The following is a 12905-nucleotide window of genomic DNA, read 5'->3' on the forward strand; positions in this document are numbered from 1 at the left end:
GCAGAAACTTCGCAATTAAATCCAGTATAAGAGCTTCTTGTTCCCGATGTGGGACATGCTTACTTACGAGTGAATGTTCCCTGTACATTTCCATCTAAAAGATCAACCTTAAAGCTTGTGGCCTTTCCATTCGGACCAACACCGAAATGAACAAGAGAGTTTTTTCCGGCCATGGTGAACTCATTCACATGAGTCATCAGGAATGTGTCTTTTTCCCACGAGGTTAAAGGAAATTTCAATTTGCGAGGGCCTAATGTCAAAACAAGACCTTTTCCAGAAAACGTAATCCGCGCATCACCATAGTATTTGTTTTTATAAATCCCCACGTAAGCTGAAGCCGGTTTGCTGGATTTAATTGGCTTTTTGCGATCATCAGCCACCGGCGGAATCGGTTTTGCGGCGTGAAGTTCGTGATAATAAGAAAGCCAGTCTTGAGTTTGTTTTTTCTCGAACACTTCATCTAAGAAAGAGGCCGCCACAGCTTCAGGCAGGCCTACAGGCTCTCCGTTCGTTAAGACAACGATACCTATCTTAATGTCAGGTACAAGAACAACTGTGGTCGAAGCTCCAGCATCGAAAATTCCGGAATGGCTAAGACGAATTCTTTGCTGTGAATCCGTCGTGCTGAAAAATCCTAAGGAGTAATAGTTTTTATGTTTCGCAGACGATTCGGTTTTATCTTCAATACGCGGAAGAAACATGTCATTTAAAACATCCGCTTTGATGATCTCTCTATCGTCGTATTTTCCAGACGCCAAGATCATCCGCATCCATTGAGCGAGATCCTGAACGTTGGACGAAATGCCGCCTGCCGGAGACTGCGCATCAGGATTTCGTTTAAATGGCGACACCTGCCACGTGTCTTCGATTTTTTTATGGAGTGTCGCGCGATTTTTTTTCTCGATAAAATCCGCATAGCGCGAGCTTGTCGACTTCATCCCCAATGGTGCGAAGACTTTCATTTGCGTGAGATCTTCCCATTTCTGACCAGACGCTTTTGCCGCCGCCTCCCCGCCTGCGGTCATACCAAAGTTAGAGTAAGCAAAAATACCTCGGAACTCGTGCAAGTTTTCGTAACGTAATTTTGAAAGCACATCAGCACGCTCGTAACCGAGAATTTCCAGAATATCGCCGGCGCCACCTGGCAAGCCGCTGCGATGCGAGTACATATCTTCAATCGTCACTTCCTGGCTGATCTTAGAATCCGCAAGTTTAAATGCCGGAAGATGTTTCTGAATAGGATCCTGCCATTTTAGTTTTCCTGCACTAACAGCAGCCGCGATAGCGGAAGCGCCGAGGGGTTTTGACATGGAGGCTAGTTGAAATACGGTTTCTGTGTCCACAGTCTCTGGCTTACCCAGTTCGCGCACCCCATAACCTTTGGCAAAGACAACTCGATCATTTTTAACAACAGCGATCGCCATGCCGGGAACGCCTGTTTTTGCCAGATAGTCTTGCGCAATAAGGTCTAATTTTCCTAAAGGAGAAAGCCGAGGCGTCGTTTCTGAAGGCTTCGTCGCACAAGCACCGATAAGAATTACGGAAAAAAGAAGGATGTATTTCATATTCTGATGGTTGCCCCGAATTTATTCACGGTCAATCTTGAAAGAATTTGGTTCCCTGGCGTTCCAGGAGACGGTATATCTCTTTTCTATGAGCGCAAATGAACTGAAGATCACCGATACACACGAAGGAACAGGCACAACCGCGGAAAAAGGCGCGCTTTGTTTTTGTCATTACGAAGGTTTTCTTGAGGACGGAACGAAGTTTGATTCCTCTTACGACCATGGTCGTCCTTTTGAGTTCGTTGTCGGATCCAAGAAAGTGATTCAAGGCTGGAGCCTCGGTATCATGGGAATGAAAGAAGGCGGGAAACGCACGATCTTTATTCCTTCTCATCTTGCTTACGGTGAAAGACAGATCGGAAAATTTATTAAACCTCATTCCAATCTGATCTTTCACGTCGAGCTTTTTGAAGTTCGACCGCGCGAGTAGTTCAGCTTATCTTAGCGTGCTTAGATTTTTCGCTTTGCACGTGATCGCAAGACAGTCGTTTTGTTGGAAAACGATTCCACCAACCACAATCTTATTGTGAGGACCGCAGATCTCGCCTTCGTACTTGCCTCGACCTGCTTTGATTAAATTCATAAACACGACGTCGGCTTCAACAAACAGGTCGCCGGTAAACTTGCGGGATTCCCAGTCTTCTGACTTTCCATCAAGATCGGCAAGCGCCGCATTTTTACTTAAAGTCTTTACACCTTGCGAAGTTTTAGCACGCAACAAACCGCTCACGCCCAATGTGGAACTTTCCGGCAACATTTGCACTGCAAACTCCGCCCCGGAGTCATCGATGCCCGTGCAAAGAATTTGCGCCTTTCCCGCTTGAGCGATATTTGCGAAACCTAAGACAAGAGCAAACACCCAAGAAATCTTTTTAAATGTTTTCATTTTTCATCCTTTGCCGACTCAAAGAGGCCAGCTCGGATTAGGTTATAAGCAATGCCTGTGCCTTATAAAAGAACGACAGGAAGAAATTAAGAACCATTAGAGAGCTGTTCTTAGAGCCTCTCTATGACAAAAATCACCGAATGACTAACGGCTCGCACATTGTTCACGCTTTGTGAACGCAGTTTTTTAGAACACATTTTTGATTTCAGAGAGGTGTTTTACTTCGAATTTCGCCGGGGGCAACATTCCTGCAGACTCCCCTTTAGGATTGAACCAACAAGAGTCGATCCCAAAATTCTGTGCGCCTAAAATATCGGTCTCCATGCGGTCGCCAATCATAAGCGAAGAGGCTTTTGCAAACTTCTGGGCCTTCTTTGCGCTGTACTCAAAAAAGCGCACGTCGGGTTTGGCATATCCGCACTCTTCAGAGACCGCCATAAAGCTAATATAGGGAGCAATGGGCGCTCGCTTGAGCCTTTGCGTTTGGGTTGCGTGAATTCCATTTGTAATAATGCCGATCTCGCCGCGATGACTGAGGTGCTCGCAAATCTCCACGGCGTGATCAATCAAAACGACCGTTTCAGGAAGAGCGTCGAGGTAGCGATTGCTTGCGACTTCAGGATCAATATCGATTTTGTGCGCTTGAAAAACACGGCGAAAACGCTCAACCTTGAGATGATCTTTCGTTGTTTGACCTTTTTCAAAGGCCTCCCACAATGCGCGGTTTTCCGTCTGATAAAGCTTAAAGAGACCCGCCATGTCGGCCTGGATTCCCAGACTTTCCATCGCCAATGAAAAAGAAAGACGCTCGGATTCTTTGAAATCCAAAAGCGTGTCGTCGAGGTCGAAGAGGAAAAGATCGTAAGACATGGTTTTATGTAACACAGTTTTAAAGACTTCGCAAAATCTGCAACGCAGCCTTGGCCTTTTTCACCCTTAAGGTCTTCCAATCCGCGCCAGCGACACCTTTAGCGCGGTCTGTGAGAAAGGCCCATTCTGGATGCTCTTGATCTTCGTCGGCTTGAGCACGCAGCCAGGCCTTTGCAAATCGTGATAATGTCGGCGCTTGCCCCTTGGTCCAAAAATCGCGCAGGACTTCGCGAGCGATAGAACCGTCTTTGAACTGCCCTGCAGTAAGATCTTTAAGCAACTTCATAAGCTGACGATCTGTTTTGTCATAGTGACCGTAGAAAATGCGATCGGAATTTTTAGTGAAGTGCGCCGCCTCATTAAGACGCACCACTTTTTCACTCAATACGGTGGCTTGAGGCAGCTTGCCCGTCAGCAGATATTCTTTAATCCGTCCTATGACGATGCCCTTACGATCGCGAACCGAAGTCTTCTTAAGACGGCCCCCGGGAAGCTCGATATGAAGATGATAGGGAATTTTGAACTTATCGCAGACGGATTTATATTCCGCCATGTTCAAATAATAAAGTTGCTCAAGAAGCTCTTTACGCTGCGACGATGAGAGATACGAAATCAAAGAGGCCATACCCACCTTAAGAAATAAAATGCGCGCCCACAACAGCAATCACCATTCCTAAAAAAGAAGCCATGATCGCTGTGGGAATAAGAGCCTTACGATTTCTAAAAAAGACCGTGATCATTGTCGGTAGCATTCCCAAAAAGCCCAAGAGCAAACCTTTAAGCCAAGGCGCTATATCCCAGTCGACAAAGGGAATAACAAGTCCGATGAAAATCCACTGAGCGAAAGTGGAATAGACAGAAAAACGCGGCACATTTGGATTCTTCAGCATTGGAAGAGCGTCAACAACGCCCGCTAAAACGCCCAACAATAAAGCTATGAAAATACTCATTGATTACACCCTCGTGCAATCAAGCCTACCTGAATTTATGGAACAGGACAAAGGCGATCTTTTTGGCAGTGAATGATTTGATCGCGCAATTGAGACATTTCATCCAGAGAGTGCTCAAGCTCGTAATCAAACCCGACAGCGCGGCCGCCTTTTTGCGAAATCGAAACGAATTGAGTCACGTATTGGAATTGCTCGTAAGCGTATTTCTCGCCCGTACTGGTGTTGACAAACTCAATCGGTACGCCGGAACCTAAAGTCTGTAAGAAACGCTTTCTTTGTTGTTTGGCTTTCTTAAGACCATTCTTCAGATCGGTATAACATTTCACTTCCCCGACCATTGCGACCTTTTGCGTATTCTTGTCCATAAGAACCATATCCAGCTCACCGACTGTGCGACCCTTAACATTGTAAGCAACCCCGACAATCACTTCATATTGGGGAGCAGGATATTGTTCCGAGAACTCGACTTGTGCGACTTCCTCACAGACGGCACCGGGGTCACGATAGTGGCGCGCATGCGTTTTAATCTTCTCAAAGCTTTCGGCTAGATCCGCAAAAGCGCTGGATGTGACAAGAAGAAGACTGAGTGAAACGAAAGCTTTAAGCATGGGACCCCCATTTGGATAGCGGCACTTTGCCACAAATCAGGAATCCCAACCAGTGCCACCCAAATCCAGAATAAAAAGGAAAGGTCCGTTTAACAATTAGACAGCTTGTCGCGACCCAAAAGCCTTTCTAGAATGAATATATGACGACTGAGAAAAAACCTTTCATTAAAGCCAGTGCCGCTCCATTAAGAACAACCCCTTCAAGCTATCCTCCCGAATTCGCCAAGAGAGTCGAAAAACGTGAAAAGCGCCCCCTCGGAGATCTTTTTGGAATTAAAAAGTTCGGCGTAAATCTCACCACACTTCTGCCGGGCGCCGAATCCGCCCTTCTTCATCGCCATACGAAACAAGAAGAGTTCGTCTATGTGATATCGGGGACACCGACGCTTGTTCTTGATAAAACAGAGTACCTGCTTTCCCCGGGAGATTGCGCGGGATTTGCGCCATCGGGAGAAGCGCACAAGCTTATTAATAAATCCTCAGAGCCTGTTGTTTATCTGGAAATGGGCGATCGGATCAGCGATGACGAGGCATTTTACCCCGAAGATGATTTACAAGCCGTGATGGGTGAAGATGGTAAATGGAAATTCCAACATAAAAACGGGACGCCTTATTAACGGCCGACATGGATTTCCGCGATTTTGAATGATAGTTATCAAAATCAGAAAAGTTTTTTTCAGTTCCTTGAGACATTTGGTTAGCCTGGGTCCATGAAAAAACTATTACTCACATCAATCATTTTATTGGCTGTTCTTGGTTGCTCTAGCGGAAGTGACGACTCAGGAAATCCCGGACAACCTGGAAATAATAAACCTGACACAAGTCTCGACGAGGCGTCCGTAGAAGAACGTAATTTGATTACGGAGAATCTGGACCTCATCAAGAGATATGCGGCGGAGTTCTCTGCCGACATTGATCTTAGTCGAATTCCGATTGTGGTGACTTCAAAACCAAATCTGATCGAGCCTTTGAAGTCGTCTTCTTGTGTGCAAGACGGAGGAAATGCACGCATCACGCTGCAGAAGTCTTTCTTCACGCAAAGAGTTTACGAAAGAGACACCGGCTTTGCCTCGCCTCTTTTCAATCTCTTGATTCATGAAATCGGCCACTGTTATTTCAACCGCGATCACGAAGCGATCGTCTTAAGAAAAGAAGGCTATAAAGCGCAATTCTCTGTGGAAACCGCACAGGGCGTTCGCACGGTGTCTTATCCATCTATTCAAGCGACGATGATGCATAACGTGTATATGCCGATCCCGCACTTGCTTGAAAAATACTATGTGGGTGAAATCCTGGGCCGCTGGCGCGCTAAAACGCTTGATGAGCTTCGCGAAAAATACGGTTTTGACCTAGTTCGCGATTAATTAACCACTAACTTAATAAAACAACTCGCCGGAAGAGAGGGAAGCCTCTCTTCTTGCATTTGTGGTTTTTGCTGGCTGATAAAGATAGGAATCTTCTTTTGCAAACTTCGCGAAAAATCTTTCCCGCTCACAAACCATGATCGCGGATCTTCTTTCGGGGAGATCTACGATTTCTCTTTGGACAAAGCAGTTGGCTTCGGCGTAGCGCAGAACCTTGATATTGCGAACGTCCGGTTCACCGATGACATTCATTGTTCTGGCGTCGCTAAAAATCATTTTTGTGAAAGCGGCAATGGAAGCCGACGTATGCGTGCGCCCCAAGTATTCTTTTTCACCAATCAAAAAATGCAGGCCCTGATCGTAAGGAGACGTTTTGATATACTGACTTAAAACGTCTTCGTTCAGCCAATACTTCTCCCAATACCCTACGGGTTTTCCGTCGATACAACCGATGAAAAGCTCTTGATGTGTGTCTTCAAGTTCAGAAATAAGCTTGCGGGCTTTTTCGTCGCGGGTTTTATTCAAACCCCACCATTCCGCGATGTAAGGCGTATCCATCCATTTGCAATAGATATCGAAATCTCTTTCAAATGAGAGAGGATGGAATGAGTAGTAGCTGCCGTTTTTCGAGTTATAGACCTCGAACCCTTCACTTCGCATGGGTTCTATTTTTAAAAGCCGACTCCCCCCAAGACAAGGAAGGGGAGTATTTTAGGCTCTAGTTGAAAGGGTAATGAGGTCTAAATGAAAACATATTGGGAATACCCAAAAGAAGAGGAATTGACTCCCCGCCTTATACAGGAATTTCCACGATCGAACGAATGCCGGTTCGTGCTGTCATCGCATGCACCACCGCACGCAGACCCATGATCGTTTTACCTTGGCTTCCGATCACTTGACCAAGATTTTCTTTCGCGCAGTTCACACGATACACCGTTGTCTTAGGACCGACGTATGTGCTCACAGTGACCGTCTCAGGCTTATCCACAAGAAGACGGACGATGTGCTCCACCAACAAACGAATCTCTTCACGATAAAGCTCTGGATCGATGTCAGCGCCTTTGCTACGGGTTTCATCATATTTGTAGGATTCCATGTCATTCATCGATCAGTCCCCCATGATAAAATTTGCGGATGTTCCACGATCAAAGGCACAGTGACCTCCAAAAACCGGAACCCACCAGAACCAAAACGAATCGTGCTGAGCTAATTTATAAAGCTCTCGAGAGCCTTCTTGGAAACCATATCCATCAGCCATGCCGACAGACAGATACATTTTCGGTTTGATGCGACCTTTAAAATTGCGCATTAACAAAAGAGGATCATGCTGCTCCCAATCTTTTTGATTTATAAAAGCTCTTTGCGAGATCTTTTGCATTTTCCTGACAAAGAAAGGAATCGCTTTTGTTCTGAAAATATACCGCCACACTTCGCGATTGTCGGCAAAAGGACTGATCGTCGAAATAGCCGGACAAAGCAGAACGACTTTATTAAAGAGCGTTGGGTTTTTAAGGGCCAACTGCAAAGCATTGAAACCGCCCATCGATTGTCCGATCAGGTGACGCTTTCCTTTTTTAAGACCACCGACTTTCTTTTCAAGATAAGGCATCGCGACTTTCGTGAAAAACGGCAGAAGCTTGTGGCGCCTGTTATTTACAAGAAGCCATTCCTTTCCAAAAGAGACCGTGATGACCATGGGATAGTATCCGTTGCGTTTCCAACGGTGCTGTATAATTCGCGTGCTGAAAAGTTGTCTGAACCAGCTTTTCTCCGATCCGCCGAGACCGTGCAGGTAATAAACAATGTCTTGAGTTTGCCGACGGTCGATATCGCGCAGACAATATTTGAAACTCACCCCTTTGAGAGTCTCATGACCGCAAACGTAATCCACACTTTCGGTCTCGATGATTTCTGTTTCAGTTTCTTGAGAAAAGGCTAAGGACGTCCACACAAGGACGAACATAAAAGAAATTATCTTCATGAAGGACCCCGCTTATAAAAAGGGTCCTTCCGGCTTTAGATAAAATCAATTTGCAATATCGAAATCTTCTTGCACTCTGTGCTTGGACACGAGCACTTGTTCACCTGTGCTCAGGCATTTGAGATAGAAGTGATTGTAACCTCTATTCGTCACCATGAACTTGCGCGGATCTGTCGGCGCAAGTTTTTTGGCCAACACAGAACCAACATCGAGATCTTCGTATTTCTTCATCAACTTAGAAGCCACGCGAGCGCGAATGGCGTGAAGATACAAAGCGGTTGCACACATAAAAACAACCACGGCTGTGGAAACAGTCCAATGCGCTCTTTTCTCCATCAGCCACGTAAAAGATATCGGAGCCAGAACCGACACAAGCACCATAGAGCCTGTTAGAAGTCGTTCTTGTTTCTGATACTTTTTGAATTCTTTTACGAAAGTTGACATAGATAAAAACCTCACTGACCGCTCCTTCATGGAATCACAAAAGCAGGACGCATCCGAGTCCAGAATTGGTTAAATTTTTTTGTGGATTTAGTTTTGTTGATGACACTGTTTGGCGCCTGAGATGTGCTTACCTTAAGAGGTGCGTATGATGATACTTAGCGTTTTATTTACTGTGGCTTTTGCCCAACAAGAACCGATGTGCAAAGACGTCGTGGAACGCGGAGGCAGTATTCAAGTACAGATGCGCCCTTCCAGTAATGGCGATTGTTATCTTTCTCTGCATAACTTCAAACAAGGCGGGCTTGTTTACCGCGATTATCTTTTTACCAAAGACTCCCTCATGGTTTTTAATTCCTTCGGCGATGGTCCGATTTCGCAAAGCACCGGCGCTCGCGAGTACTACTTTTTCCCGCGCAAGAATGTCATTCCACAGTTTTCCTGGAATTCTTCAGACCGACGTCTAGAAGTGACAGCCACGGATGGAAATGTTGTCTTTTTTGACTATGAAACAACTGCGATGACCGCAGCCTCCAAGGGCGTAGTGAAGGTGGCTGACAAAGTCCACCCCAGCAATAAAGGCGGCGTCGAGATTTCCAAATACCAAGGCCTCATGCTTGATGCGGGATTTAAGGTCGGCTCTGCGCCTACGCAAAACCCCAATGCTTCTTCGACCTTCACCGATTCCTTGGGATCTACTTGCAAAGTAAAAAACAGCGAGGTCTTTGGTTATACCGCCGACCGCGATGTTTTCTTTAAATACACAGATGAAGAGTTAGCAAATTTTTTAAAGAAACGTTGCCCGAAAATTCAGTTTCAACCTTAATAAGTCTTTCAAATCCACAGAAAGGATGAATGATGAAAGAAATCACCACTTATTTAACTTTTGACGGCAACTGTCGCGAAGCTATGCAGTTTTATGCGCGTTGCCTGAATGGCGATCTTTTCATGCAAACATTCGGTGAAGCCAAGATGGGCCCGGAAAGCTCGAAAGATCGCATTATGCACGCTCGCTTAGCCAAAGGTGGTGCGACTCTTATGGCGTCAGACACGATGCCAGACACCCCTTTTCAGCAAGGCAATAATTTTTCTGTTTCAGTCGGCTGCACGACGGTCGATGAGGCGGAAAAAGTTTTCGCCGCTCTCAGTGAGAAAGGCAAAGTCACCATGGCGTTGACGGAAACCTTTTGGGCGCATCGTTTTGGAATGCTCGTTGATAAATTCGGCATTCAATGGATGGTGAATCTCGATAAGCCACACTAATTAAAAAGCCCCGTTTCCGGGGCTTCGTCTTTTTATTCTTTGAGTTTCGGCGTGATTTTGACTTCGATCACTTTGCCGTCCCGAAGAATCTTCATCATCGTTTCCTTATTCGGCTTTACAGATTGAAGCGTGTAAACGTAATCGTAAAGATTTTCGATTTTAATGCCATCAAATTCCGTAATGATGTCTTTCTCTTTAAGACCGGCTTGTTCCGCAGGACTGTCTTTCGAAGCCCCGGTAATGCGAACGCCTTTAACACCTTCTTGAGAATAATCGGGGATTGTTCCCAAATAAACGCGGAAAGTACGGCCTTCCAGTTTGTTTTGCGCGCTTGCGACCTTCACGTATTTCACCATCGGAATTTTTGAATCCGACAAAAGATCGGCGTAAGTTTTTACCCCCGCCAAGACACGAACAACACCTTCGTAGTTAATCAAATCCGCGGTGTCTTTCGGACTGTGGTATTCCGCGTGAGAGCCCGTAAAAAAATTGATTGTGGGAACTCCGGCCATATAGAAAGCCAAAGAGTCGGTTGGCAAATAAGGATCCTCTTGCGCAATCATCGGAAGAGCCGCGCGAACACCGACTTCTTCGGTCAATGGCGCCCAGTGATCACCGGAACCCAAACCTTGTACAAAAACGCGGTCTTTGAAACGACCGATCATATCCATATTGATATAAGCGGTGATATTATGTTTCAACACCTCTTTGGTGAAATGAGAAGACCCCAGATTTCCCAGTTCTTCCCCGGACCACACGCCAAAGTACAAGTTCTTTTGCACTTGGCCCGGTGCTGTCTTAACAAGCTGTGAATAGTAATGCGCCATCTCCATCACGCCCGCAACACCAGAAGCATTGTCATCAGCACCAACATGCGGCCGAGCGATGTCAGAGCCTTTCGCTAAAGAGCTTCCGAATTGTCCATGACCCAAATGATCTCCGTGCGCGCCAATCATAATACTTGCTGTGGCACCTTTCACTGGAAGTTTCGCGATAACATTTGTGCCTTGAGATTTTTTAAACTGCAAATCGACTTGCGCTTTAATGTACGCCGAAGGAATCACGATGCCTTCAAGCATATCGCCTTTATCCAGCTTCTTTTGCAAATCGCTTAAATCTTGCTTTGCGTATTTCAGAAGTTCCGCGGCGGCAGCCGTCGACATACGCAGAACCGCAAGATTGCTTTCAGACAAGGAACCTTCAAATTTGATGTTGCCGAATTTTTCGGGCAAACCACTTTCAGGTCCATTGACGAAAATGATTCCGACAGCTCCCTCGTTTTTCGCCACAGTGACTTTGTGCTGTAGGCGCGAGTACAAGTTCAAGTACTGACGACGTTGCGGCTTGATATCACTGGGCAGATCTTTAAGAGCGATCACCCACTTCCCTTTTACATCAAGACCTTTGTAAGAGTTGTATTCAGACTCTTTATCACTCGCCGGAGCTTTGATTCCATAACCAACGAAGACAACAGGAGCTTCTCTGAAAGTTCCCGCCTTCGAGAAAGAAACCGGCTCAAAATCTTTAGAAACATCGTATTTCTTTTTATAAGAACCAACGACTTCAAGTAAATTGTTAGGTCCTAGACCGACACCTGAAGTGAATTCGAAAGTTTGAAAGAAAGAACCTTGAGGTCCCGCACCGACAAGCCCCCAAGACTTAAAGAGTTGCGCGAGTTTTTCTGTGTAAACCTTTTCTTCCGGTGTGCCCGTGCCGCGACCTTGTAGATTTTCCGAAGACAAATAGTAAACCCATTTCTTTACATCCTCGACTTTCACTTCCGGAGAAAGCGCACCTGCCGCAGGATCTTGTGCAGGTAAACCTAGAAGTTTTCTTGCTAAAGTGTCGTCCCATTTCGCAATCAGGATTTGTGACTCGCCTTTTTCATTTCTATGTGTCCAAGAAAGACTGCCCCCATCCGGAGTGAAAACCGGAAGACCGTCAAACCCGTCATCAAACGTCACACGCACCGGAGCATGCTTGCCTTGCGCATCGACAATAAAAAGTTCGAAGTTCGAGTAACCCAAAACACTGGATCCAAAAATAATATAATCTCCTGATGGATGGAAATACGGAGCCCAGGACATGGATTTTAAACGCGTGATCTCTTTTTGATCTGTGCCATCCACATTCATCGTGTAGATTTCCGCTGTCGATCCATTCGGAGCAAAACGACGCCACGTGATCTTTTTACCATCAGCACTAAAGAACGGGCCGCCATCGTAACCCTTAGAGGTCGTCAGTCTTTTTACCTGCGTGCCATCGGCCTTCATGATGTAGATGTCCATCATGTAGGAAGAATCTTGCTCGAAAAGTTTTTTATCTTCACCTTCGAGCTTGTCTGTATAACCCGCCCGGTTTGAGGCAAAGGCAATCCATTGGCCGTCCGGGGAGTAAGAACCTTCAGCGTCGTAACCTTTTTCTTTCGTCAAACGAACGACGTTTTTCCCTTGCAGATCCGAACTGAAAATATCGTAGTTTTCGTCAAAGCTCCAAGAGTAGCGCGCTTTTACGGCCTTCTTGCGGTTGTCATACTCGTCTTGCGTTTTCTTTTTTGTTTCCGGATCCAAGTGAGTTGAAGAATAAAGAACCTTCTTCATCGAAGGATGAATCCAACCGCAAGTCGTCTTCCCCAGGCCCGGCGAAACTCGCGTCGTTGTCCCTTTGACCAAGTCGAGGATGTACATTTGGTAAAACGGATTTCCCGGCTCGCGTTCACTTTGAAAAATCATCTTCTTTCCGTCCGGGCTGAAGTAACCCTCCCCCGACTTCGGTCCCACGAACGTCATCTGGCGCGCTTCTCCCAGAAGAGTGTTGGGCTCATTCACGAAAGAGCCTGAAGAAGCCATAGTCTCAGAGGGGGATTTTGTCGGTTTTGCTTCCTTAAACTGGCAGGAAATAGCCGAGAAAATGCAGACACTTGTAAGAAGAACTTTCACTTTTTTCATAGTGTGTGTACGCTAAAAGAAGGGCCTAG

16 protein-coding genes are annotated in these 12905 nt (G+C 46.0%); 5 read left to right on the forward strand and 11 right to left on the reverse strand.

Annotated elements, in window-relative coordinates; genetic code table 11:
- Positions 1-59: 59 nt before the first annotated feature.
- Positions 60-1565, reverse strand: a complete 1506-nt coding sequence (locus QJS83_RS11380) for a serine hydrolase (protein WP_284604943.1) — start codon at positions 1563-1565, stop codon at positions 60-62.
- Between the two features lie 88 nt (positions 1566-1653).
- Here QJS83_RS11380 and QJS83_RS11385 point away from each other — a divergent pair, with 88 nt between their 5' ends.
- Positions 1654-1995 carry an FKBP-type peptidyl-prolyl cis-trans isomerase gene (locus tag QJS83_RS11385; RefSeq protein ID WP_284604945.1) on the forward strand — a complete coding sequence of 114 codons (342 nt, stop codon included), beginning with the start codon at positions 1654-1656 and terminating at the stop codon, positions 1993-1995.
- Positions 1996-2001: 6 nt separating this feature from the next.
- On the opposite strand, the gene QJS83_RS11390 is transcribed toward QJS83_RS11385, so the two are convergent.
- The 5 genes from QJS83_RS11390 to QJS83_RS11410 form a co-directional block, all read right to left on the reverse strand.
- Entirely contained in the window at positions 2002-2451 is a 450-nt protein-coding gene (locus QJS83_RS11390) for a hypothetical protein (protein WP_284604947.1), read from the reverse strand.
- A gap of 186 nt (positions 2452-2637) precedes the next feature.
- Positions 2638-3321 (reverse strand): YjjG family noncanonical pyrimidine nucleotidase, encoded by a 684-nt coding sequence (locus QJS83_RS11395; protein ID WP_284604950.1) that lies wholly within the window; start codon positions 3319-3321, stop codon positions 2638-2640.
- A 19-nt stretch (positions 3322-3340) separates the two neighbouring features.
- Complete coding sequence (locus QJS83_RS11400) at positions 3341-3946, reverse strand: hypothetical protein (RefSeq protein WP_284604952.1); 606 nt, start codon at positions 3944-3946, stop codon at positions 3341-3343.
- A 7-nt stretch (positions 3947-3953) separates the two neighbouring features.
- A complete protein-coding gene (locus QJS83_RS11405) occupies positions 3954-4271 on the reverse strand; it encodes a hypothetical protein (RefSeq protein WP_284604954.1) in 318 nt (105 codons plus the stop codon).
- 35 nt (positions 4272-4306) lie between these two features.
- Positions 4307-4879 (reverse strand): hypothetical protein, encoded by a 573-nt coding sequence (locus QJS83_RS11410; protein ID WP_284604956.1) that lies wholly within the window; start codon positions 4877-4879, stop codon positions 4307-4309.
- 140 nt (positions 4880-5019) lie between these two features.
- Between QJS83_RS11410 and QJS83_RS11415 the strand changes: the two genes are divergently transcribed.
- Positions 5020-5496 (forward strand): cupin domain-containing protein, encoded by a 477-nt coding sequence (locus QJS83_RS11415; RefSeq protein ID WP_284604958.1) that lies wholly within the window; start codon positions 5020-5022, stop codon positions 5494-5496.
- Positions 5497-5589: 93 nt separating this feature from the next.
- A complete protein-coding gene (locus QJS83_RS11420; protein WP_284604960.1) occupies positions 5590-6243 on the forward strand; it encodes a hypothetical protein in 654 nt (217 codons plus the stop codon).
- A 12-nt stretch (positions 6244-6255) separates the two neighbouring features.
- On the opposite strand, the gene QJS83_RS11425 is transcribed toward QJS83_RS11420, so the two are convergent.
- From QJS83_RS11425 to QJS83_RS11440, 4 genes are all read right to left on the reverse strand, one after another.
- Positions 6256-6903 (reverse strand): GNAT family N-acetyltransferase, encoded by a 648-nt coding sequence (locus QJS83_RS11425; protein WP_284604962.1) that lies wholly within the window; start codon positions 6901-6903, stop codon positions 6256-6258.
- A 133-nt stretch (positions 6904-7036) separates the two neighbouring features.
- Positions 7037-7348 carry a KH domain-containing protein gene (locus QJS83_RS11430; RefSeq protein ID WP_284604964.1) on the reverse strand — a complete coding sequence of 104 codons (312 nt, stop codon included), beginning with the start codon at positions 7346-7348 and terminating at the stop codon, positions 7037-7039.
- 3 nt (positions 7349-7351) lie between these two features.
- Positions 7352-8224, reverse strand: a complete 873-nt coding sequence (locus QJS83_RS11435) for an alpha/beta fold hydrolase (RefSeq protein WP_284604965.1) — start codon at positions 8222-8224, stop codon at positions 7352-7354.
- Between the two features lie 45 nt (positions 8225-8269).
- Positions 8270-8668: a hypothetical protein gene (locus QJS83_RS11440; RefSeq protein WP_284604967.1), complete on the reverse strand. Its 399-nt coding sequence runs from the start codon at positions 8666-8668 to the stop codon at positions 8270-8272.
- Positions 8669-8813: 145 nt separating this feature from the next.
- Between QJS83_RS11440 and QJS83_RS11445 the strand changes: the two genes are divergently transcribed.
- Both QJS83_RS11445 and QJS83_RS11450 read left to right on the forward strand, forming a co-directional pair.
- A complete protein-coding gene (locus tag QJS83_RS11445; protein ID WP_284604969.1) occupies positions 8814-9491 on the forward strand; it encodes a hypothetical protein in 678 nt (225 codons plus the stop codon).
- Positions 9492-9520: 29 nt separating this feature from the next.
- A complete protein-coding gene (locus QJS83_RS11450) occupies positions 9521-9928 on the forward strand; it encodes a VOC family protein (RefSeq protein WP_284604971.1) in 408 nt (135 codons plus the stop codon).
- Positions 9929-9960: 32 nt separating this feature from the next.
- On the opposite strand, the gene QJS83_RS11455 is transcribed toward QJS83_RS11450, so the two are convergent.
- Positions 9961-12876, reverse strand: coding sequence for a M28 family peptidase (locus tag QJS83_RS11455; RefSeq protein WP_284604973.1), 2916 nt, complete (start codon positions 12874-12876; stop codon positions 9961-9963).
- Positions 12877-12905 lie beyond the last annotated feature (29 nt).

The sequence above is a fragment of the Bdellovibrio sp. 22V genome (assembly GCF_030169785.1).
Taxonomy (GTDB): domain Bacteria; phylum Bdellovibrionota; class Bdellovibrionia; order Bdellovibrionales; family Bdellovibrionaceae; genus Bdellovibrio.

Coding starts and splice junctions, on each gene's coding strand:
- QJS83_RS11410 (WP_284604956.1), bottom strand. CDS start 4,879: ATGCTTAAAGCTTTCGTTTCACTCAGTCTTCTTCTTGTCACATCCAGC.
- QJS83_RS11415 (WP_284604958.1), top strand. CDS start 5,020: ATGACGACTGAGAAAAAACCTTTCATTAAAGCCAGTGCCGCTCCATTA.
- QJS83_RS11390 (WP_284604947.1), bottom strand. CDS start 2,451: ATGAAAACATTTAAAAAGATTTCTTGGGTGTTTGCTCTTGTCTTAGGT.
- QJS83_RS11425 (WP_284604962.1), bottom strand. CDS start 6,903: ATGCGAAGTGAAGGGTTCGAGGTCTATAACTCGAAAAACGGCAGCTAC.
- QJS83_RS11420 (WP_284604960.1), top strand. CDS start 5,590: ATGAAAAAACTATTACTCACATCAATCATTTTATTGGCTGTTCTTGGT.
- QJS83_RS11435 (WP_284604965.1), bottom strand. CDS start 8,224: ATGAAGATAATTTCTTTTATGTTCGTCCTTGTGTGGACGTCCTTAGCC.
- QJS83_RS11430 (WP_284604964.1), bottom strand. CDS start 7,348: ATGAATGACATGGAATCCTACAAATATGATGAAACCCGTAGCAAAGGC.
- QJS83_RS11395 (WP_284604950.1), bottom strand. CDS start 3,321: ATGTCTTACGATCTTTTCCTCTTCGACCTCGACGACACGCTTTTGGAT.
- QJS83_RS11445 (WP_284604969.1), top strand. CDS start 8,814: ATGATGATACTTAGCGTTTTATTTACTGTGGCTTTTGCCCAACAAGAA.
- QJS83_RS11400 (WP_284604952.1), bottom strand. CDS start 3,946: ATGGCCTCTTTGATTTCGTATCTCTCATCGTCGCAGCGTAAAGAGCTT.
- QJS83_RS11440 (WP_284604967.1), bottom strand. CDS start 8,668: ATGTCAACTTTCGTAAAAGAATTCAAAAAGTATCAGAAACAAGAACGA.
- QJS83_RS11380 (WP_284604943.1), bottom strand. CDS start 1,565: ATGAAATACATCCTTCTTTTTTCCGTAATTCTTATCGGTGCTTGTGCG.
- QJS83_RS11455 (WP_284604973.1), bottom strand. CDS start 12,876: ATGAAAAAAGTGAAAGTTCTTCTTACAAGTGTCTGCATTTTCTCGGCT.
- QJS83_RS11405 (WP_284604954.1), bottom strand. CDS start 4,271: ATGAGTATTTTCATAGCTTTATTGTTGGGCGTTTTAGCGGGCGTTGTT.
- QJS83_RS11450 (WP_284604971.1), top strand. CDS start 9,521: ATGATGAAAGAAATCACCACTTATTTAACTTTTGACGGCAACTGTCGC.
- QJS83_RS11385 (WP_284604945.1), top strand. CDS start 1,654: ATGAGCGCAAATGAACTGAAGATCACCGATACACACGAAGGAACAGGC.